Here is a 20,498-nt window from a genome sequence, read left to right on the forward strand (position 1 = left end):
GGTTTATCCTTTGCGATGTCCATAGACGCGGGGGCGCGTGTAGTAGTCGATCAGAGGAACCGTGATATTCGCCAACAGGACAGCAAAAGCAACGCCGTCCGGATAGCCGCCGAAGCTACGAATCAGCCACACTAATACCCCAGCCAGCGCGCCGAAAATTAAACGTCCACGGTTGGTCGTGGAGGCGGTAACCGGATCCGTCAAGATAAAAAATGCGCCCAGCATGGTGGCGCCTGACAGCAGATGAAGCTGCGGCGAGGCCAGCGTAGCGGGCGAGAAAAGCCAACCTAACGCGGCGCATAGCGCCAGCGTCAGCAGAAAACTGACCGGGATATGCCAGCGGATGGCTTTTTGCCACAGCAGGAATACGCCGCCGACAAGCCAGGCGAGGTTAACCCACTGCCAGCCCACGCCAGCCAGCGCACCGCTGTATATCGGGTACTGCATGATTTGCTCAACGGAGTGCCCGGCGCGCAAGGACGTTTTAAACGTATCCAGTGGCGTCGCCTGGCTGATACCGTCAATACCGATACGTAGCAGCGTCATATCGCCGCCGCTGGCGGTATGCCCGGTAAAAATCATCCGCAACGTGTCCAGCATATCGGGCGTTGTTGCGGCTATTTCATAAGGCGGCAACCAGCTTGTCATTTGCACCGGAAAGGAGATTAAGAGCACCACGTAACCGATCATTGCCGGATTAAAGGGGTTTTGTCCCAGCCCGCCATATAACTGTTTAGCGATAATAATGGCGAATCCGGTTCCCAGCACGACCATCCACCAGGGCGCGAGCGGAGGGATGCTGACCGCCAGCAAAAGCCCCGTCAATAACGCGGAATAATCCTGTAGGTGACTGGCGACCGATTGTTTGCGCAGTCTAAGGACAATGGCTTCCGCGACGAGCGCCGTGATGGCAGCCAGAACGATCTGGAAAAGCGTTCCCCAACCAAAAAACCACGTCTGCGCGGCAATCCCCGGCAGAGCGGCGATTAATACCAGCAACATGATTCGCGATGTCTGGCGCTGGTTATGGGTATAAGGCGAGCTTGCGATTCTGAATACCATTTAATCCTCGTTAACTACCTGCTGCTGTGCTGCTTTTTTTGCCTGAACGCGGGCGATCGCCGCAGCAACCGCGGCTTTACGCGGATCGACCGGTTCGGCAGGTTCGCTTCCGGCCTGCTGCTCCTGCTTGCGGGCTTTGGCGCGGGCGATAGCCGCCTCCACCGCGGCTTTACGCGGGTCGACCGGTTCGGCAGGTTCGCTTCCGGCCTGCTGCTCCTGCTTGCGGGCTTTGGCGCGAGCGATAGCCGCCTCCACCGCGGCTTTGCGCGGATCGACCGGTTCGGCAGGTTCGCTTCCGGCCTGCTGCTCCTGCTTGCGGGCTTTGGCGCGGGCGATAGCCGCTTCCACTGCGGCTTTACGCGGATCGACCGGTTCGGCAGGTTCGCTTCCGGCCTGCTGCTCCTGTTTGCGGGCTTTGGCGCGGGCGATGGCCGCCTCCACCGCGGCTTTGCGCGGATCGACCGGTTCGGCAGGTTCGCTTCCGGCCTGCTGCTCCTGTTTGCGGGTTTTGGCGCGAGCGATAGCCGCCTCCACTGCGGCTTTACGCGGGTCGCCGCCGGATATCGCGCTGTCAGCCACCGGATGAGCGGCTTGTTTAGCGCGCGCTTGCGCTTTACGCGCTTCACGGGCCGCGATGACGGCGCTATTGTCTGGCAGACTACCCGCCTGAATAACCACCGGTTGCGTGGCCTGCGCCTGTTTCTCTTTTACCCGCGCCAGCGCAGCGGCAATGGCATCCTGATCTTTTGCCGCTGGTTGTACCGCTGCGCTCTTATGACGTGCAAGGCGGGCGGCTTTTTCGCGCTCCAGTCTTGCCTGACGAGCCTCAAAACGCGCTTTGGCTTCGGCGGCGCGTTTTTCTTCAAGCCTGATCGCATTAATCTCCGCTTTTTCCTGACGGAAATATTGGACGAGCGGAATATTACTGGGGCAGACCCAGGCGCAGGCGCCGCATTCTATACAATCAGCAATATGGTGAGCGGTAGCCTTGTCATGCTGCTGCCCTTTGCTGAACCAATAAAGCTGCTGCGGTAAAAGGTCGGCAGGGCAAGCGTCAGCGCAAGCGCTGCAACGAATACAGCTTTTCTCTTCCTGAGGCGCTCCCATTTCAGTCACGGATGGCGCCAGCAGGCAGTTGGTGATTTTTACGACCGGTACGTCAAGCCAGGGAAGGGTGAATCCCATCAACGGGCCGCCCATGATGACCATCTGGTCAGCAGAAGGGCAGAACCCGGCATCGTTAAGCAAATGACGAACGGGAGTGCCGAGCCGCGCCCAGACGTTACCCGGGCGGCTTACCGCTTCACCCGTTAAGGTGACGACGCGTTCTGTGATCGGTTCGCCGTCAACCACGGCGCGTTTAACGGCATAAGCCGTACCGACGTTTTGCATCAGCACGCCAATATCAGAGGATCGCCCGCCGTGGGGAACCTGTTTTCCCGTCAGTATTTGGGTGAGCTGTTTTGCGCCGCCGGAAGGGTATTTGGTTGGGATAACACGTAACGAAATGTCGTGAGCGTCAGCCAGTACGGCGCGCAGCATGGAAATAGCCTGCGGTTTGTTATCTTCAATGCCGATTAATACCTCACGCGGTTGCAGAATATGCGCCAGGATGCGAATACCTTCCACAATCTGCGCGGCGCAGTCCTGCATCAGACGATCGTCCGCCGTAATGTAAGGTTCGCACTCTGCGGCATTGATAATAAGCGTGGTGATTTTATCGCCGCCGCCCTGCAATTTAACGCCGGTGGGAAACCCTGCGCCGCCAAGCCCGGCAACGCCATACTGATGAATGCGTTCAATGAGCGCTTCACGGCTGTGGGCGCGGTAATCAGACCAGCCCTCGCGTTCAATCCAGCGGTCCTCGCCGTCGGCATCAATGATGACGCTTAACTCCGCCAGCGCCGAAGGATGTGCCGTCGAGTGGGGGGCAATAGCGATAACCGTCCCGGAGGTGGGCGCGTGTACCGGCAGCATTCTCCCACGTCCACGGGTAAGCGCCTGGCCGCGCAGCACGCGATCGCCGACGCTAACGCACAGCTCTCCCTCAGCGCCAATGTGCTGTTTTAAGGGGATAACGAAGCGCGGCGCCAAAGGCACCTGGCGCAGCGGCGTGCCGTTTGACTGGGTCTTCATTTCGGGCGGATGAATACCACCGTCGAAATCCCAGATTTTATCTTTTCTGAAAGCGGAAAATAGTTTAAGCATGTTGTTCCACGGGAATGATGCGAACGGGAATGGTGTTCAAATCCCATTTCCAACTGTCGGGCGTCTCATTCACCGGACGTAATTCGATGCAGTGCGTCGGACACGGATCGACGCACAGATTACAGCCAGTACAGAGATCGCTCATGACCGTGTGCATGGCGCGCGTTGCGCCAACGATGGCGTCAACCGGGCAGGCCTGAATACATTTTGTGCAGCCAATGCAGTTATTTTCATCAATAACTGCCAGCATACGTACTGGCGCGGCCTGCTGTTCTTCACCATCGCATGGCTGCGGCTCTACGTTTAGCAGCTCTGCCATTTTCAGCATGACGGCTTCGCCGCCGGGCGCGCAACGATTGATTTTCTCGCCCTGGAGACCCACGGCTTCAGCGTAGGGGCGACAGCCGGGATAGCCGCACTGACCACACTGGCTCTGCGGCAAAATCGCATCGATTTTTTCAACAACCGGATCATCTTCAACCGCGAATCGGCGGGAGGCATAACCCAGAATGGCGCCGAACACCAGGCCCAGAAGGGTCAGGGCGCCAACGGCAATCCAGATAGTATTCATTACAACTTCACCAAACCACTAAAGCCCATAAAGGCCAAAGACATTAATCCTGCGGTAATCAATGCTATCGCGTTACCACGAAAAGGGGCGGGCACATCCGCCACGGCAAGGCGTTCGCGGATGGCGGCAAACAGAACCATCACTAATGAAAAACCGACGGCGGCGGAAAATCCGTACAGCGCCGACTGAAGAAAGTGATGACCGAGATTAATATTCAGTAACGCTACGCCCAGAACCGCACAGTTAGTGGTAATCAGTGGTAAGAAGATGCCTAACAAGCGGTATAACGCCGGGCTGGTTTTCCGCACAACCATTTCGGTAAATTGCACGACCACAGCAATGACGAGGATAAAGGCCAGCGTCCGCAGATAAATCAGATCCAGCGGAATAAGTATCCAGGTGTCGATAAGCCAGGCGCATATCGACGCCAGCGTCATGACAAAGGTCGTCGCGAGGCCCATCCCCATGGCGGTTTCCAGTTTTTTGGATACGCCCATAAAGGGACAAAGGCCCAGGAATTTGACCAGTACAAAGTTATTGACCAGTACAGTTCCGACAAAGAGCAGCAGGTAATCAGTCATGTTTCGGCCTGAAATAAAAAAGCCGCCTATTATCTGTCAAACTACCACAGGCGACAACAGGTTAACTGTAGGGTTATTACGGATTAACAAACGTTGTTTTAACGCGCGCTGAACGTTTGAGATAAGGCACAATGAGCGCCGTCGCCAACAGTGGGAAGAGTAACTGACGCACGGCAAAGGCATCTGAGACGGGCGAAAAGGCAAATGCTTTAACCGCCAGTAACACCGACACCAGCAGCCAGATAATGTAATGCTTCGGCACGCAGCGTCTGCGTTTGAAGAATGCGATTGTCAACCACAGGGTATAGTACCACATGGCGATAGCGGTAATAAATGAAATGCCCCATAGCAGTAAATTACCGGTTTCCTGTCCGCTAAGCGTCTTGAACGTTTGCGGTGTGGCAAGCGCCATAACGTAGAGTAATAACGCCAGCGAGGCGCTCAACAACGCGACTAACAGCCAGGCTAACGGGCCAAGAAGCCAGCCTCCAATTCGTTGTGGCGGTGTTGTAGTCATATCTTCTCCGGGGTTACGCGCATTAACGGCCATGCCGCTCATTTTGGGGCAAATATTATAAGGTTTTTGATGTTAAACGCTACTTTCTTTATTGCACATAGCGCCAGACGGATTGCGGAACCTGACCTACATCAAACAGGCGTCCTCCGGAAACCAGTTCGGCACGGCGGTGATCTGCAGCGCGATACATATTAACAATGTCCATGTCATCAGTAAGGGTATAGTTAAGGTGGTCGAACAGTTTTTCCAGACTTTCGAGCGAACTAATTTTGCGGAATTTTAATAGATAATCCTGAACAGTCATATAAAGTTGATCCATATTAAATATAATGCCAACGGAGTAGTCACTGATAAAAAATAAACAAAACCGCACCAGTGAGAGGTCAGGGGTGCAGGTAAAAAGGGAATATTCTTACCGGTAAAGAGTCAGGCGCCACATGGCGCCTGGGGCGAAAGGTTAACGCGCTTTCCTACAACAGGCAATAAACGTCAGACCAGATAGGACATATTTCGTTTTTTTTGCCGGTTTTTGACTTTTCTTTGTACCCCCCGGGGCGCCGCTTACCGTACCACGCGAAAATGCCTTTACATTATCTGACGCTTACTTCTTCTGGACGGAAGCCGTGGGCTCTGGTGGTTGGTAATTGTCAATATGGTTGGCAATACCTAAAAGAATGACTGAGATAACGAGAACTATCCACCCAGTTAATTCAATAAGACGATTCATTATTGACGACATTTGCTTTGATTTATCCATAAACACAGGGTGTAAATGTTACTTTCCTGGCGAACGGTCGGCAAGAGGGAGGGAAACGTTTTCAGCCTCTGTTCTGTAACAAGTTAATCATTTGATGCTACGTTGATGGTCAGGACGCTATTGCGGCTAATCGCACGATGGTGTGGAATAGCGATATCTAAAACCGGAGGCAGTGAGATGAATGACAAAATCCGCGTTGGGTTAATCGGTTATGGCTACGCCAGTAAAACCTTTCATGCGCCCTTAATTATGGGAACGCCAGGGCTAGAGCTTGCGGCGGTATCCAGCAGCGATGAAACAAAAGTGAAAGCAGATTGGCCGGCGGTTTCCGTGGTCTCTGAGCCCCGACATTTATTTAACGATCCGCATATCGACCTGATCGTGATCCCGACGCCCAACGATACCCATTTCCCGCTGGCGAAAGCTGCGCTGGAAGCCGGTAAGCATGTGGTGGTTGATAAACCCTTTACCGTGACACTGTCACAGGCGCGAGAATTGGATGCGCTTGCGCGGAGCACTGGTCGGGTACTTTCCGTCTTCCACAACCGACGCTGGGACAGCGATTTTTTGACGCTGAAGGCCTTGCTGGCGGATGGCGTGCTCGGCGAGGTGTCCTTGTTTGAATCCCACTTTGATCGCTTCCGTCCCCAGGTGCGCGACCGCTGGCGCGAGCAAGGCGGGCCGGGAAGTGGTATCTGGTACGATCTGGCGCCGCACTTGTTGGATCAGGCCATTCAACTTTTTGGCCTGCCGGTCAGCATGACGGTGGATTTAGCGCAACTGCGTCCGGGCGCGCAATCTACAGATTATTTCCACGCGATTTTATCCTACCCCCAGCGCCGCGTGATTTTGCACGGTACGATGCTGGCCGCGGCGGAATCCGCGCGATACATCGTTCATGGTTCGCGCGGTAGCTATGTAAAATATGGCCTCGATCCCCTGGAAGAACGGTTAAAAAACGGCGAGCGTTTACCGCAGGAAGACTGGGGATATGACATGCGTGACGGCGTATTGACCCTGGTTGAGGGAGAGACGCGCAAAGAAGAGAACTGGCTTACGTTGCCGGGTAACTATCCGGCATATTATGCCGCTATCCGCGATGCGTTAAACGGTAACGGTGAAAATCCCGTGCCGGCAAGCCAGGCGATTCAAATTATGGAGTTGATTGAACTGGGCATGGAATCGGCAAAACATCGCGCGACGCTGTGTCTTGCCTGAGATGTCGCATTTCTCCGCCTGGGATAGCATTAAACCGCAGGCGGAGAAGAGCGTTAGTGTCAATAAAGCAATCTTACGCCGCGGCCACTTTTTCGCGCAGCGCACGTTTTTCGCTATCGCTCAGAAAGGCGATTTCCAGACCGTTAATCTGCGCCTGGCGAATCTGTTCGCGGCTCAATCCTGCCGCTGGCGCGGCGACGTGATATTCATGGATAATATCTACGCCCTGAACAGCCGGATCGTCCGTATTAAGACTGGCGAGAACGCCATGCTCAAGGAAGGTTTTGAGCGGATGATCTGCCAGCGATGCGACGGTACTGGTCTGAATATTCGAGGTCAGACAGGATTCAATACCGATACGCTGCTGTGCAAGAAAATCCATTAACGCGCGATCTTCGACAGCTTTTACGCCATGTCCGATACGTTCGGCCCCCAGTTCGCGAATCGCCTGCCAGATACTTTCCGGCCCTGCGGCTTCGCCTGCGTGAACGGTAATATGCCAGCCCGCATCGCGCGCCCGATTAAAGTGCGACAAAAACAGACTGCCGGGAAAGCCCAGCTCATCACCGGCTAAATCCAGCGCGGTGATTTTCTCTCTGTGCGCCAGCAGCGCATCAAGCTCCTGTAAACATGCCGCCTCGCCGAAGGTACGGCTCATAATGCCAATGAGTCGCGCCTCAACGCCAAACGTGTTACAGCCGTCGCGTACGCCGTCGATAACGGCTTCAACCACGCCTGCGATCGGTAACTGATGCGCCATCGCCATATAGCCGGGCGAAAAGCGAAGCTCGACGTAATGCAGGCCGTTACGTGCGGCATCTTCAATATTTTCAAAGGCCACACGGCGGCAGGCGTCAAGCGATGCCAGGACTTTTACCCCCCAATCGAGCTTCGTGAGAAAGCTCACTAAATCGGGTTCGGTTGAGGTGACCTGGACATGCGGAATCAGCGTTTCCAGCGTTTGGGCGGGAAGGGCGATGTTGAACTGCCGACCAAGATCCAGAATTGTTTGGGCGCGAATGTTGCCATCAAGGTGGCGGTGGATGTCAGTCAAAGGAAGCGTAATATCAATCATGGGCGCACTCAATTTTTAATAAAAGTGCGCACCATTATACTACAGATTGATAATGCTCTGGAAATTTTGCAAAAACGGAGTCATTACGTTGCAACTTCGCGAGAGCGCGGAAGAAATTTTGTATCATTCTCTTTAACGCGCCCCCGGTCAGCTCACGGGGGGCGTCTCTGTTATCGCCTCTCAGGATAAAGGGTCAACCCCCCGCTTGTAGACGGTATCAGCGAACGGTGCGGTGGCAAAATCCATATCCGAGATCGTAAAGGGGAGCAGATCGGCTTCGCCAAAACGATCGGCGACATAATCCCACTACGTACACCATGTCCCGCGTCGGTCAACTTCCTGTGAAAAATCGAACATATCCCTTCTTTATGCCTGAACGGTATTCATCAGGCCAACCATTTCATCTTTTACCGACTGAACCTGCGGGCCGATAATTACCTGCAAATTATGCTGATTGAGCTATACGATGCCTGTCGCGTGATTGTCCTTCAATGCCTGGACATCGACAAACGACATATCTTTCACTGACAGGCGTAGGGGGGGATGCAGTTGTCCAGACTCACGATGTTTTCCGTGCCGCCTATTGCTCACGACGAGCACCATGTGCGGAGTCAAACGATAGCCGCTCGCCTGGTAACGCAAAAGTAGAGGCTGCGCGTCGTTCGGCGCAGACCGGGTGCAGCGTCGCGACACCCGGCAAGGCGATTATTGTTGAGGCAGCGCCGGAACGTCCGGTACGGAAAGCGCTGGCATTCCAAACAGGCCGACAAAGTCTTCCAACGGCATTTTTTGTCCGTTGAGCGTGATCTGGCCATTGGCGTACTGCAAACTGGAGGCGATAGTATTATCCTTCAGCGTTGTCAGTCGGAACATCTGACCCATTGCGGACAGCCCCTGCACCTGTTGTTTTGCCAGTTTTTCCGCATCATCCTGCTGATAGCCTTCCAGTTTTGCTATCTGCGTCATAAACTCGACCGCCATGTCCATTGGAATTGCCAGTTTCGCATCCAGCGATTTCACGGAGCGGTCGACTTCCTGCGCCAGCGTTTGCGGTTGTGCCGTTGTGGTTGCCGGATCTTTGAGGAACAGCGACAGATTCAGCGTGGTTTCCCCTTTGGCGTTTTTCCAGCTAAGCGGCGCCAGGGTCAGTACCGGATCGCCTTTTAACAGCACGGGGAGAGCGCTAAAGAACGCTTCAGTGACTTTTTGCTGATAAAGCTCAGGATTCTGCGCCACGTCCGGCTGATTCAACAGCGCCTGCGTTTGCGCATGATATTGCTGACTAAACTGGTGCCAGGCTTCGCCGTCGATTTGACCGACTTTCAGCGTTAATTTACCGCTGCCCAAATCCTGATTCTGCACTTTCAGGCTGTTAAGCGAGTAATCCAACTGGCTGTTAATGGTTTTTCCGTCGTTGACGAGATCGGACTTGCCGGCAATTTCCATCCCTTCCAGCACCGCCATCTCTTTACCCTCAATGGCGATGGACAGTTTATCCAGCGTTAACTTTTGGTCGCCCACACGTTCGCCAAAACTTGCCAGTTTACTGGTACCGTCGGTTTTCAAATTATTAAAGGTGAGTTGGACCTTCTGGTTATATTCGTTAACGGCATCGACCAGGCCGCTCTGCGCTTCGCCCGACAGCGAAACCACATTACCGTCTTTATCGGCGTTAAGCTGGAACTCGCCGCCGCTAAAGGCGACCTTTTCACCGGCATTCTCGTAGTTTAACGGCTTGAGAGAGATATCGGAGCGGGTATCGCCGCCATAACCAATGCGGGTATTGATAACAAAGGGCGTGTCGCCTTTCGCGATATCAAAGAGGGGTTTTGCCGCATCGTTATTCACCAGGGTGGTTTTTACCGACGCCATAGAAGGGATCAGATTGAGCGTTTTAAGCTGGGCGAGCGGGAAGGGGCCATGTGAAACGGACTCGTCCAGCACAATGCTTTGCCCGGGCTTCAACCAGGTAGTGTCTGCGCCGGCAACCGGTTTGACAACCAGTTGCAGATGGCTACTGAACACGCCACGCTGGTAGTTTTGATAACTTAATTCGACACCGGCCTCCGGCGCAGTACGCTTGAGCTGTTCATTGGCCTGAGTCACCATTTCTGCAAGATGGTTCTCCAGCTTTTTCCCCGTATACCAGGCGCCGCCTGTCCAGACGATGCCAAGTGCAATTACTACACCTGCAGCTACCAGTGTTTTTTTCATATCAATTGTCCATAAAAATGAAACCAGGCGGATTAAACCGCCTGGAGGAGTTTTACGTCTGTTATAAGCTTAGCAAGAGTTGTTAAAAAATTCAGTACGTTGCTACAGCTTGTTATAAACACGCGCTAAACGGCCCGTGCCGCTGGCGTTAACCGGAGACTCATCCGCGCCGATAAAGGCCGATTCACCCGGCTTCAGTACCAGACGCTGTTCATCTTTACGTAACACCGCCTCACCCTCAACGCAGAACAGAATCGCGGCGCTGTGTTGGCCGATGCTCGTCTCCTGAAGCGCCAGGTCGTGCAGTGAAAAAGCAAAATCGTCAACCGGAATTGGGAAGTCCAGCTCCGCGCCGCTTTTCACCGGGGCAGTCAGCAACTCGCCGGCAGGCTTAGGTTCGAACTTCACGTTCGCGACCAGCTCAGGGATGTCGATATATTTTGGCGTAAGGCCAGCGCGCAGAACGTTATCGGAGTTCGCCATGACTTCCAGCGCAACGCCCTGCAGATAAGCATGAGGCGTTTCGGCAAACAGGAACATCGCCTCGCCGGGATTCAGTTTGACCACATTCAGCAACAAAGGAGAGAAAAGCCCGCTGTCGTCAGGATAATACTCTGAAATCACGCGGATCGTTTGCCACGGTTCGCCTTGCTGGCTGTTAAGCGCCGCTTTGAGTACGGCTAACGCGCGGGATTTTTCTTCGCCTTGCATATTCAACAGGCTGGCGAAAAGCTGGCTCAGACGTTCAGCGTTCGGCGCCTGCAAAAAGTGGGCGATAGCGGAATGCGCGCCGGCGATAGGTTGCAGTAAAGAGACAATGTCAGAAAATTCGCGGAACGCGTTCATCGCCAGGAAAGGCGTCAGGGCAAAAACCAGCTCTGGCTTATGGTTAGGATCTTTATAGTTCCGCTCTGCGGCATCCATGGGGATACCCGCCGCATTTTCTTTCGCGAAACCGATTTCGGAGTTGCGTTTATTCGGGTGCACCTGAATAGAGAGCGGCTGCGCGGCGCACAGTACTTTAAACAGAAACGGCAGTTCGCCAAAACGGTTGGCTACCGCTTCGCCCAGCATGGCGGTTTTATTCTTTTCGATGGCGTCACGCAGGGAGACGGTTTCGCCGTTGGCGGTGGTGATTCGCGAGCTGCTTTTGGGATGCGCGCCCATCCAGAGTTCAGCCATTGGCTGCTGCTGCGGATTGGCGATGCCATAAAGTTCCGTTAACGCAGTTTTACTTCCCCAGGCATAGTTTTGCACTGAGTTAATGAGTTTTTGCATTATCAAGCCCTGTTTCAATGTGGAGATCAATGGGAGGTATTAAACCAAGAAACCCGTATGAAGTAACCTCCGGGCGTAAAAAGTCGTACTTGTCTCAGTTTTTGTTAAAAAATTGTGTAGGATAGTGTTACTCGCTTTTAGTCGGGCAATGGAACACCTGCCCAGAGAATAACCATACCGAGCGGTAAGTGAGAGCACAATGTCAAACAAACCCTTCTTTTATCAAGACCCTTTTCCCCTCAAAAAGGACGATACCGAGTACTACTTGTTGACCAGCGAACATGTTTCCGTCGCCGAATTCGAAGGACAAGAGATCCTGAAAGTCGCGCCGGAAGCGCTAACGTTGTTGGCGCGTCAGGCCTTCCACGATGCGTCTTTTATGTTACGTCCCGCGCATCAGCAGCAGGTGGCGGATATTCTGCGCGATCCGCAGGCCAGTGAAAACGACAAATATGTCGCGCTGCAATTCCTGCGAAACTCCGATATCGCGGCCAAGGGCGTGTTGCCCACCTGCCAGGATACCGGTACGGCCATTATTGTCGGCAAAAAAGGCCAACGCGTCTGGACTGGCGGAGGTGATGAAGCGGCGCTGGCTCGTGGCGTATATAACACCTATATCGAAGATAACCTGCGCTATTCGCAGAACGCGGCGCTGGATATGTACAAAGAGGTCAATACCGGTACTAACCTGCCGGCGCAGATCGATCTCTACAGCGTCGATGGCGATGAATATAAATTCCTCTGTATCGCTAAAGGCGGCGGTTCGGCGAATAAAACCTACCTCTATCAGGAGACAAAAGCGCTTCTGACGCCGGGTAAGCTCAAAAATTATCTCGTTGATAAGATGCGTACGCTGGGCACCGCCGCCTGTCCGCCGTATCACATCGCGTTTGTCATTGGCGGCACCTCGGCGGAAGCGAACCTGAAGACCGTTAAGCTGGCCTCGGCAAAATACTATGATGCGCTACCGACCGAAGGCAATGAACACGGGCAGGCCTTCCGCGATATTGAGCTGGAAAAAGAATTGTTGCTTGAGGCGCAAAATCTTGGCTTAGGCGCGCAGTTCGGCGGCAAATATTTCGCTCACGATATTCGTGTCATCCGATTGCCGCGCCACGGGGCATCATGTCCGGTAGGTATGGGCGTGTCCTGCTCCGCGGATCGAAACATTAAAGCGAAGATCAACCGGGAAGGGATCTGGATCGAGAAGCTGGAGCGCAATCCCGGTAAATATATTCCAGAGGCGCTGCGCCAGGCGGGAGAGGGCGAGGCGGTGCGCGTTGATCTTAACCGTCCCATGAGCGAGATACTGCAACAACTGTCGCAGTATCCGGTATCAACGCGCCTGTCGCTGAACGGCACGATTATTGTGGGCCGCGACATCGCGCACGCTAAACTGAAAGAACGGATGGACAGAGGCGAAGGTTTGCCGCAGTACATCAAAGATCATCCTATCTATTATGCGGGGCCGGCAAAAACGCCGGAAGGGTATGCCTCCGGGTCGCTTGGGCCGACTACTGCAGGACGAATGGACTCTTATGTTGATCAGCTCCAGTCGCAGGGCGGCAGTATGATCATGCTGGCGAAAGGCAACCGCAGCCAGCAGGTGACCGATGCCTGTAAGAAACATGGCGGCTTCTACCTGGGCAGTATCGGCGGCCCGGCAGCCGTTCTGGCGCAGGGTAGTATCAAGCGCCTGGAGTGCGTGGAATATCCTGAACTGGGTATGGAGGCTATCTGGAAAATTGAAGTGGAGGATTTTCCGGCCTTTATTCTGGTGGATGATAAAGGCAACGATTTCTTCCAGCAGATTCAGTCATCGCAGTGCGCGCGCTGCGTTAAGTAATGTCGCCGCCCTGCGGGGCGGTAACATGATTTGCTATTTTGCCGGAGAACGGCGCAAGCGCCTTATCCGGTCTACACCGTTGTGTTGTTATCGTTAATACTCATAAGACCGCAAACATGTGAGCAATGTCGACACATGATCTCATCAACTTGAGTAAGGAGCAGGTAATGGTAACGGTACGCCGCGAGAAAGATTCAATGGGCGCGATTGAAGTCCCGGCAGATAAACTGTGGGGGGCGCAGACTCAACGTTCGCTGGAGCATTTTCGGATTTCCACGGAGAAAATGCCCGTCTCGCTCATTCACGCTCTGGCGTTGACCAAGCGCGCCGCTGCGAAGGTCAACCAGGACTTAGGGTTGTTGGCGGCGGAAAAAGCCAGCGCGATTATCCAGGCGGCTGATGAAGTGCTGGCGGGAAAACATGCTGATGAGTTTCCGCTGGCGATTTGGCAGACCGGGTCCGGTACGCAAAGCAACATGAATATGAATGAGGTGTTAGCGAACCGCGCCAGTGAAATTTTGGGCGGCGTTCGCGGTATGGAACGCAAGGTGCATCCCAATGATGACGTCAATAAGAGTCAAAGCTCAAACGATGTGTTCCCAACCGCCATGCACGTGGCGGCGTTACTGGCGTTACGCGAACACCTCATCCCGCAATTATCCGCATTAACGGATACGCTTCGCGATAAATCCCACGCTTTCGCCGATATTGTCAAAATTGGCCGTACTCACCTGCAGGACGCGACGCCGCTCACCTTAGGCCAGGAGATTTCCGGTTGGGTAGCCATGCTGGAACATAACCTCAGGCACATTGAGCACAGTTTACCGCACGTCGCGGAACTGGCGCTCGGCGGAACCGCAGTGGGGACAGGGCTTAATACCCATCCGGAATATGCCCGGCGCGTGGCCGAAGAACTGGCGACGATTACCGCGGCGCCGTTTGTTACCGCCCCGAATAAATTCGAAGCGCTGGCGACCTGTGACGCGTTGGTACAGGCACATGGCGCATTAAAAGGACTGGCGGCCTCGCTGATGAAAATCGCCAACGATGTTCGCTGGCTGGCGTCCGGCCCGCGCTGCGGCATTGGCGAGATTGCTATCCCGGAAAATGAGCCAGGCAGTTCCATTATGCCTGGTAAAGTGAACCCGACCCAGTGTGAAGCGGTAACGATGCTATGTTGCCAGGTGATGGGTAACGATGTGGCCATCAATATGGGGGGCGCATCGGGCAACTTTGAGCTCAACGTCTATCGTCCGATGGTTATTCATAATTTTCTGCAAACGGTGCGCCTGCTGGCCGATGGCATGGAGAGTTTTAATAAACACTGTGCGTCAGGAATCGAGCCAAACCGCGAGCGTATTACGCAGTTGCTGAATGAGTCGCTGATGCTGGTCACTGCGCTCAATACGCACATCGGTTACGATAAAGCGGCGGAGATTGCGAAGAAGGCGCATAAAGAAGGGCTGACGCTCAAAGCCTCAGCCGTGGCATTAGGATACCTTAGCGACGAGGAGTTCGACGCCTGGGTACGTCCGGAGTTGATGGTTGGCAGTATGACGCCGGGACGTTAATCCGCCACATACAGGTGCAGTCGCGGAATAATCAGTCGCAGCGGCTGCGCCTGTGGTTTAAAACGGTGCTGAATATTATCGGCGTCATAGTTTTCCAGCCCGCCAATATCCGGCACGCCAGCGCCGTTGTCCGTGTTGATTAATGCGATAATCGGCGTGGGGCAGGCGTGTTGCACCTGTTTCTGCTGGCCTTTATACCAGATGCGGGCGATCGGCTGTACTTTAACCGGACGCTTAATCTTGAGTCGGGCCTGCTGCGGTAAGGCAGCGATATCCTGATATTCCCGTTCCAGCTTGAATTGCCATTGTTCGCGCGTCCACGGCGGGACGCTGCGCGGCGACGCGAGGCTTTTTTTCAACTGGCTCAGAACCTCATCCCGGCTTAAATTTTTAATAATATGTTTATTTGCCCAGCCGAAACGTATGGTAGCGGGGTTATTGATAAGCGTCAGCGTGCGGTAAGCGTTCAGCGTAATTAAGCCGGGTAGATGCCGATGCACCCACTCAAAACGTGCCGCTGAGGGAAGACCGGACTCTACCGTAACCATCTGCTCGAAGGTGGTTTTCAACTGGTTAATGCGCTGTATCTGATTTTCCAGATCTAACTGTGTCGCATTATCCACTTGATAGCATAAGACGCCAGGCAGGCGGACGGCGGCTTTACTGCTGCGGTTTTCGGACTGCTGTTGAATAAACAAATGGCGATAGTGACGTAGCGCCAGCGCTTCGGCCTCTTTCCCCAGATGTTGCGTTACCTCGATAGTATCCAGCGGCGCATGTTCCGCCTCTTTGGTCACCTGCGGCAGTGAAAAGACACGGGCGATAAGTAGCGAATGCTGCTGTAGATTATCCGTCAGCGCCGCCAGGTGTTGTTCTATCTGGCGAAAAGTGCCATTCAGGCGTTCAACGAGATCGTAGCGTGACATGGTATCACTCACTTTAGTTACAACATACTATCTGTATAGCACAGTTCCCGCCGCTCAACCAGCGTGCAAAATGCGTCAGGCAGCGGTCATGTCGGGCATCGCGTGCCAGACCGGCCAGCGAAAGCTAAATTTTGCGCCGCCCAGTTCGCTCTCGTCACAGACGACGCTACCGCCCATCGCCAGTGCGATAGAGTGTACGATGGCGAGTCCAAGCCCGCAGCCGCCTGTCGCCCGGTCTCTACTGGGGTCGAGTCTGACAAAAGGTTCAAATACGCGCTCTCGCGCATCCGCTTCAATGCCGGGGCCATCATCTTCGACTATCAACGTTGCCTGACTGCCGTCGAGTAACAGACTGACCTGAACGGTGGTACGACTGTAGCGCAACGCATTATTCAGCAGGTTATCCAGCACTCGCGACATTAACCGCATATCAAGCGCGCCATAATCGCCGATTACACATGTGACAAGGTTTACGGCGCGTTCCGGGGTCACGCTCTGCACATCCTGCAAATGCGCGAGCAACCAGGCGGGGAGGTCGGGTTCGGTCAACATCAGTTCATTTTGCGGTCGGTCAAGGCGCGCATAGGTGAGCAGTTCTTCAATCAGCGCTTCCAGTTGACCAATATCGCGATTGAGCGCCTGTGATTCCGGCGGTGTCAGATTTTCACTCATTTCAAGCCGATAGCGTAAACGTACCAGCGGCGTGCGAAGCTCATGGGCGATACCGTCAATCAGCTGTTTTTTACTGGCGATCAGGGCATTAATGTTATCCGCCATCTGGTTGAACGCGACGCCCAGACGTTCGAAACTGGAGCCATTATCGAAGTGCAGGCGTTCAGTCAAATGACCCTCGCCAAAGCGCTGCGCGGCGGATTCGAGCCTGAGCATTTCTTGCCAGTGCGGGCGCATCCAGATAAACACAGGAAAGGCGAGAGAAAAGGCAATGAGCGCCATTAAGGCGATATCCAGCAGTCGCATTTGATGCAGGAAATAGAGATAGGGAACCGGGCCAACCGCCAGGACGTAATGGCTGCGTGGGATACGCTGAATAAAGGTGTATTGATCGTCAAGCGCGACGATATCGCCTTCACGCAGTCGCTGCGTGGTGGCGGCATCAAGCTTATAGTGATTTAACGGTTCAACGCGTAAATCGAAAGAGAGGTTCAGGTCCATCTCTTTTAACGTTTTCCCCCATTCACGCGGCGGAATTTCCCGCAGTTCGCTGCGCATCAGATAGAGCGAACTTTTCATCAGATCGTCGAGCGATTGCCTGCCCGCGCGTTCGGCGGTGAATTTGTACACCAGTCCGACCAATAAGGTCATGACCAGAAAACAGACGAACAGCAAAAGGTAAAACTGCACAAACAGCTTTTTCATCAACGCCCACCGGATATCAACACATTAACTCTATCGCGGCGCTGGCGGAAAAGATTTCCCGTCAGCGCCGCTGGTGGGTTATAAAAGCAGGCTTTGCGTTAACTGACAACCTCATTGTCCGGCGTTAAGGTCCGGACTTTCGTGAACAATGCGTCCATCGACAAGCGTCAAAACAGCGCGAATGGTATCAATTCTGTCTTCGGGCATCGTCATAAATGGCTGATTGAGTACCGCCAGATCGGCCTGTTTTCCGACGCTAAGCTGGCCCCGGTGTTGTTCGGCAAAGGCGAGCCAGGCGGCATGACGTGTATATAACGCTAGCGCTTCCAGACGCGTGAGTCGCTCGCTGGCGGGTTTACGCACGGAACCGCCTGACGCTATACCGGTGATATGATATTCGATAGCGTGCCAGACACCGGCAATGCCAATACGCGTCGAATCGGTGCCGCCAGCTACGACAAGCCCTTTATCCAGCGCCAGTCGAACCGGCGGCGAATTGTCCGTCGCGCCGGATGGATTGGCGTCACGGATGGCAAGCCCCTCAAAGTAAGGCCCCATTTGCACAGTGTATGCCAGACCCAGCTTACGCATTCGCTCAAGCGTCTGTGGCGAACCGGTATTCAGGTGCGCAATAGACCAGCGGAGAGGGCGCAGATCGTACTGCTGCGCTACCTGCTCAAAAATCGTCAATATCGCGTCGGCGCTGTCATCGGTATAGGCGTGGATCTCAAGCGGTATTCCCCGTTTTGCCGCAAGCGTCGCGACCTGGCGAAGCGCGGTTTTGTCCTGCTCTGAGGAAGAAAATCCTGGGGCCATCCGCACGCCGTCATTCATTCCGGCCACCAGGCTTTCCCCCAGGCCAAGAAAAGCCAGTTGCCCGTCATCGGCACGCGCCGGGCGAAAGGCCATCAGGTTGCTGAACCACTGCGCTTCATGACCTTTCGCTTCCGGCTGTACCGGAATGCGATACCCCACGCGCAGCGGTAAATCCCCCTGGTTTCGCATTGCAAATAAAGGCTCATAAGCGGCGGCAGGCCCGGCAGAGGGGTCAATGATGCCGGTCACGCCGCGAGCGTTCATATCAGCGAAAAATTGCCGCAGACCGCCCTCGCGATCGGCGTTACTACTTATGCTGGCAAAAAGCTGGTTAAACGCGGCGATGTCACCAAATAATTTCCCCGTGGCGCTACCTTTTGCGTCGCGCTCTACGCGGATTCCCGCTAAATCAGGAGGAGGGGTGCCGTTAAGGCCAAGTACGTCTATACCGCGCTGATTCACTAACGCATAGTCGTAAAGATACTGAATATAAGCCGGATGATCGGGAAGGGCGTGGCTCAGTTCGGCTACCGTCGGCGCCCGGTTTTCTGCAAATTGTGCCGGTATCCACGATCCCACTACGGCTACCCATTGATCGTGGGGACGACGGTTAGCGTCGGCGCGTAATTTATCCAGCGCGTCTTTAAGCGAAGGGCTGTCGTACCAGTAGGTTTCGAATGTCCAGGTTTGTCCGCCGCGAATGGCGTGGATATGGGTATCGGTCAGACCGGGTATCACGGTTTTACCCTGTAAATCGATGGTACGGGTATGGTCGCCGCGCCATTCATTTGTCGCCGTATCATCGCCAATCGCCACAATCCGCGAGCCGGAAATCGCCAGCGCGCTGGCCTGCGGCTGGGCATCATTCAGAGTGATGATATTACCGTTATGCAAAATAATATCCGCTGCCGGGCGGGCGGCGGTGGCTGCGCCTGTGGCCGTGAGCAGAAAGAGAAGCGCGGTTCTGGAAAGCAGAGGCGGGACGAGACTGATCATTAGCATGTTCCTTTTGTCGGGCGATAAGCAAACCATAGAGAGCGAACAAGAATTGTTCAATCTGTGCCCAGGGAACAGTGCGTTCTGTTTTTAGAACGGTGGTAATGAAAAAAGAAAAGCCCGCCGAAACGGCGGGCTTGAGAAGAATTAATGAATAATTAGAACTGGTAAACCATACCCAGCGCGACGATATCATCAGTGCTGATACCGGCATCTTTATAGAACGGGTCGTCATCATCCAGCAGGTTGATTTTATAATCAACATAGGTGGAGAAGTTTTTGTTGAAATAGTAGGTAGCACCTACATCAGCATATTTAACCAGGTCTTTATCATCGCCATTAACGTTGTTATAGGTCAGATCTTTACCTTTAGACATCAGGAAAGAAACCGCCGGGCGCAGACCGAAATCAAATTGATATTGGGCTGTAACTTCGAAGTTTTGCGTTTTGTTTGCTACGCCGCCAGCATAACCCGCATCCGTTTTACCATAAGGCGTCATATTACGGGTTTCAGAATACATAGTCGCTAAATAGATGTTGTTGGCATCATATTTCAAGCCAGCTGTCCATGCATCCGCTTTGTCGCCGCCAGCAATCGTGCCGCCAGCATTGACTTGCTCATTAGTACGATCGGAAGTGGTATACGCAGCGCCTGCGCTGAAGCCCATGCCAATATCATAGGTAGTAGAAATACCGAAGCCATCACCGTTATCGTAACGAATATCGTCGCCATTATTACGGTTATTGGTACCGATATTTACATCGTCAGCGCTTTGGCTTTCATTTTTACCCTGATATTGCAACGCGAAGTTCAGACCGTCTACCAGACCGAAGAAATCAGTGTTACGGTAGGTGGCCACGCCGTTAGCACGACCGGTCATGTAGTTGTCAGCGTAAGTATAGGAGTCGCCGCCGAACTCAGGCAGCATATCGGTCCAGCCTTCTACGTCGTACAGGACGCCGTAGTTACGACCATAGTCGAATGAGCCGTAGTCGCCGAATTTCAGGCCGGCGAATGCCAGACGAGTCCAGGAATTAGCGCCTTCGCCTTCGGTAGTGTTAGCCTGAACGTTATATTCCCACTGGCCGTAACCGGTCAGTTGGTCGTTAATCTGTGTTTCGCCTTTAAAGCCGACACGCATATAGGTCTGATCGCCATCTTTAGAAGAGTCATCAGAGAAATAGTGCAGGCCGTCTACTTTCCCGTAAAGGTCCAGTTTGTTGCCGTCTTTGTTATAAATTTCAGCGGCGTGTGCTGCGCCAGCAGCCAGCAGAGCCGGGATGACAAGTGCCAATACTTTTCTTTTCATTTTTTTATCCTTAAAAACTTAACTTATTTGCAAAAGATTGAACTTCTACAGATTCGTTGAATCAAAGGCATCCTAATCTGAATAATATTATTTCAGCAAATGCTAACTTTTCTTATATGTTATTAATTAATACAAAAGTTACTATCGGAAACGCATATATTTATGGTGAATATAT

Annotated in this window: 17 protein-coding genes and 2 pseudogenes; 3 read left to right on the plus strand and 16 right to left on the minus strand. The window is 53.7% G+C overall.

Translation table 11 applies throughout. The annotated features are described in order from the left end of the window. Positions 1–3: 3 nt before the first annotated feature. The 7 genes from rsxD to blr all read right to left on the minus strand — a co-directional run bounded on the left by rsxD (position 4) and on the right by blr (position 5,666). Positions 4–1,062: an electron transport complex subunit RsxD gene (gene rsxD / locus NBA72_RS01630; RefSeq protein ID WP_000231891.1), complete on the minus strand. Its 1,059-nt coding sequence runs from the start codon at positions 1,060–1,062 to the stop codon at positions 4–6. Then, positions 1,063–3,270 carry an electron transport complex subunit RsxC gene (gene rsxC / locus NBA72_RS01635; protein ID WP_272695756.1) on the minus strand — a complete coding sequence of 736 codons (2,208 nt, stop codon included), beginning with the start codon at positions 3,268–3,270 and terminating at the stop codon, positions 1,063–1,065. It lies immediately after the preceding gene. Next, positions 3,263–3,841 (minus strand): electron transport complex subunit RsxB, encoded by a 579-nt coding sequence (gene rsxB, locus NBA72_RS01640; RefSeq protein WP_001092600.1) that lies wholly within the window; start codon positions 3,839–3,841, stop codon positions 3,263–3,265. The genes rsxC and rsxB overlap by 8 nt, the downstream gene beginning before the upstream one ends. Further along, on the minus strand, positions 3,841–4,422 hold the full coding sequence (gene rsxA, locus NBA72_RS01645; protein ID WP_000133179.1) for an electron transport complex subunit RsxA: 582 nt from the start codon (positions 4,420–4,422) through the stop codon (positions 3,841–3,843). Before rsxA ends, rsxB begins: the two co-directional genes overlap by 1 nt. A 76-nt stretch (positions 4,423–4,498) precedes the next feature. Then, positions 4,499–4,939: a DUF2569 domain-containing protein gene (locus NBA72_RS01650; protein ID WP_000214061.1), complete on the minus strand. Its 441-nt coding sequence runs from the start codon at positions 4,937–4,939 to the stop codon at positions 4,499–4,501. An 88-nt stretch (positions 4,940–5,027) separates the two neighbouring features. Further along, positions 5,028–5,243, minus strand: a complete 216-nt coding sequence (ydgT, locus tag NBA72_RS01655) for a transcription modulator YdgT (protein WP_000217946.1) — start codon at positions 5,241–5,243, stop codon at positions 5,028–5,030. 297 nt (positions 5,244–5,540) lie between these two features. Then, a complete protein-coding gene (blr, locus tag NBA72_RS01660) occupies positions 5,541–5,666 on the minus strand; it encodes a division septum protein Blr (protein ID WP_001708800.1) in 126 nt (41 codons plus the stop codon). 207 nt (positions 5,667–5,873) lie between these two features. On the opposite strand from blr, the gene NBA72_RS01665 reads away from it, so the two are divergent. Beyond that, a complete protein-coding gene (locus tag NBA72_RS01665; RefSeq protein WP_042947344.1) occupies positions 5,874–6,914 on the plus strand; it encodes an oxidoreductase in 1,041 nt (346 codons plus the stop codon). A gap of 73 nt (positions 6,915–6,987) precedes the next feature. Here NBA72_RS01665 and add read toward each other — a convergent pair whose 3' ends face one another. From add to manA, 5 genes and pseudogenes are all read right to left on the minus strand, one after another. Further along, complete coding sequence (gene add / locus NBA72_RS01670; protein ID WP_000565566.1) at positions 6,988–7,989, minus strand: adenosine deaminase; 1,002 nt, start codon at positions 7,987–7,989, stop codon at positions 6,988–6,990. Positions 7,990–8,214: 225 nt separating this feature from the next. Next, positions 8,215–8,346, minus strand: a pseudogene (locus NBA72_RS01675) (transcriptional regulator); the annotation flags it as partial. 9 nt (positions 8,347–8,355) lie between these two features. After that, positions 8,356–8,576, minus strand: a pseudogene (locus NBA72_RS01680) (glucose PTS transporter subunit EIIB); the annotation flags it as partial. A gap of 118 nt (positions 8,577–8,694) precedes the next feature. Then, positions 8,695–10,203, minus strand: coding sequence for a YdgA family protein (locus NBA72_RS01685; RefSeq protein WP_000753334.1), 1,509 nt, complete (start codon positions 10,201–10,203; stop codon positions 8,695–8,697). Positions 10,204–10,305: 102 nt separating this feature from the next. Further along, complete coding sequence (gene manA, locus NBA72_RS01690) at positions 10,306–11,481, minus strand: mannose-6-phosphate isomerase (protein ID WP_001170618.1); 1,176 nt, start codon at positions 11,479–11,481, stop codon at positions 10,306–10,308. A 199-nt stretch (positions 11,482–11,680) separates the two neighbouring features. Between manA and fumB the strand changes: the two genes are divergently transcribed. Both fumB and fumC read left to right on the plus strand, forming a co-directional pair. After that, on the plus strand, positions 11,681–13,327 hold the full coding sequence (fumB, locus tag NBA72_RS01695; RefSeq protein ID WP_000066609.1) for a class I fumarate hydratase: 1,647 nt from the start codon (positions 11,681–11,683) through the stop codon (positions 13,325–13,327). Between the two features lie 167 nt (positions 13,328–13,494). Continuing rightward, positions 13,495–14,898, plus strand: a complete 1,404-nt coding sequence (fumC, locus tag NBA72_RS01700) for a class II fumarate hydratase (RefSeq protein ID WP_000259121.1) — start codon at positions 13,495–13,497, stop codon at positions 14,896–14,898. On the opposite strand, the gene tus is transcribed toward fumC, so the two are convergent. From tus to ompS2, 4 genes are all read right to left on the minus strand, one after another. Continuing rightward, positions 14,895–15,824: a DNA replication terminus site-binding protein gene (gene tus, locus NBA72_RS01705; RefSeq protein WP_000092489.1), complete on the minus strand. Its 930-nt coding sequence runs from the start codon at positions 15,822–15,824 to the stop codon at positions 14,895–14,897. The two genes, fumC and tus, sit on opposite strands and share 4 nt — an antisense overlap. A gap of 75 nt (positions 15,825–15,899) precedes the next feature. Next, positions 15,900–17,201, minus strand: coding sequence for a two-component system sensor histidine kinase RstB (gene rstB, locus NBA72_RS01710; protein WP_000732956.1), 1,302 nt, complete (start codon positions 17,199–17,201; stop codon positions 15,900–15,902). 111 nt (positions 17,202–17,312) lie between these two features. Then, positions 17,313–19,019, minus strand: a complete 1,707-nt coding sequence (locus NBA72_RS01715; RefSeq protein ID WP_077917518.1) for an amidohydrolase — start codon at positions 19,017–19,019, stop codon at positions 17,313–17,315. 152 nt (positions 19,020–19,171) lie between these two features. Beyond that, on the minus strand, positions 19,172–20,323 hold the full coding sequence (gene ompS2, locus NBA72_RS01720) for a porin OmpS2 (RefSeq protein ID WP_023138129.1): 1,152 nt from the start codon (positions 20,321–20,323) through the stop codon (positions 19,172–19,174). Positions 20,324–20,498 lie beyond the last annotated feature (175 nt).

The sequence above is a fragment of the Salmonella sp. NW1250 genome (assembly GCF_051812965.1).
Taxonomy (GTDB): Bacteria; Pseudomonadota; Gammaproteobacteria; order Enterobacterales; family Enterobacteriaceae; genus Salmonella; species Salmonella enterica.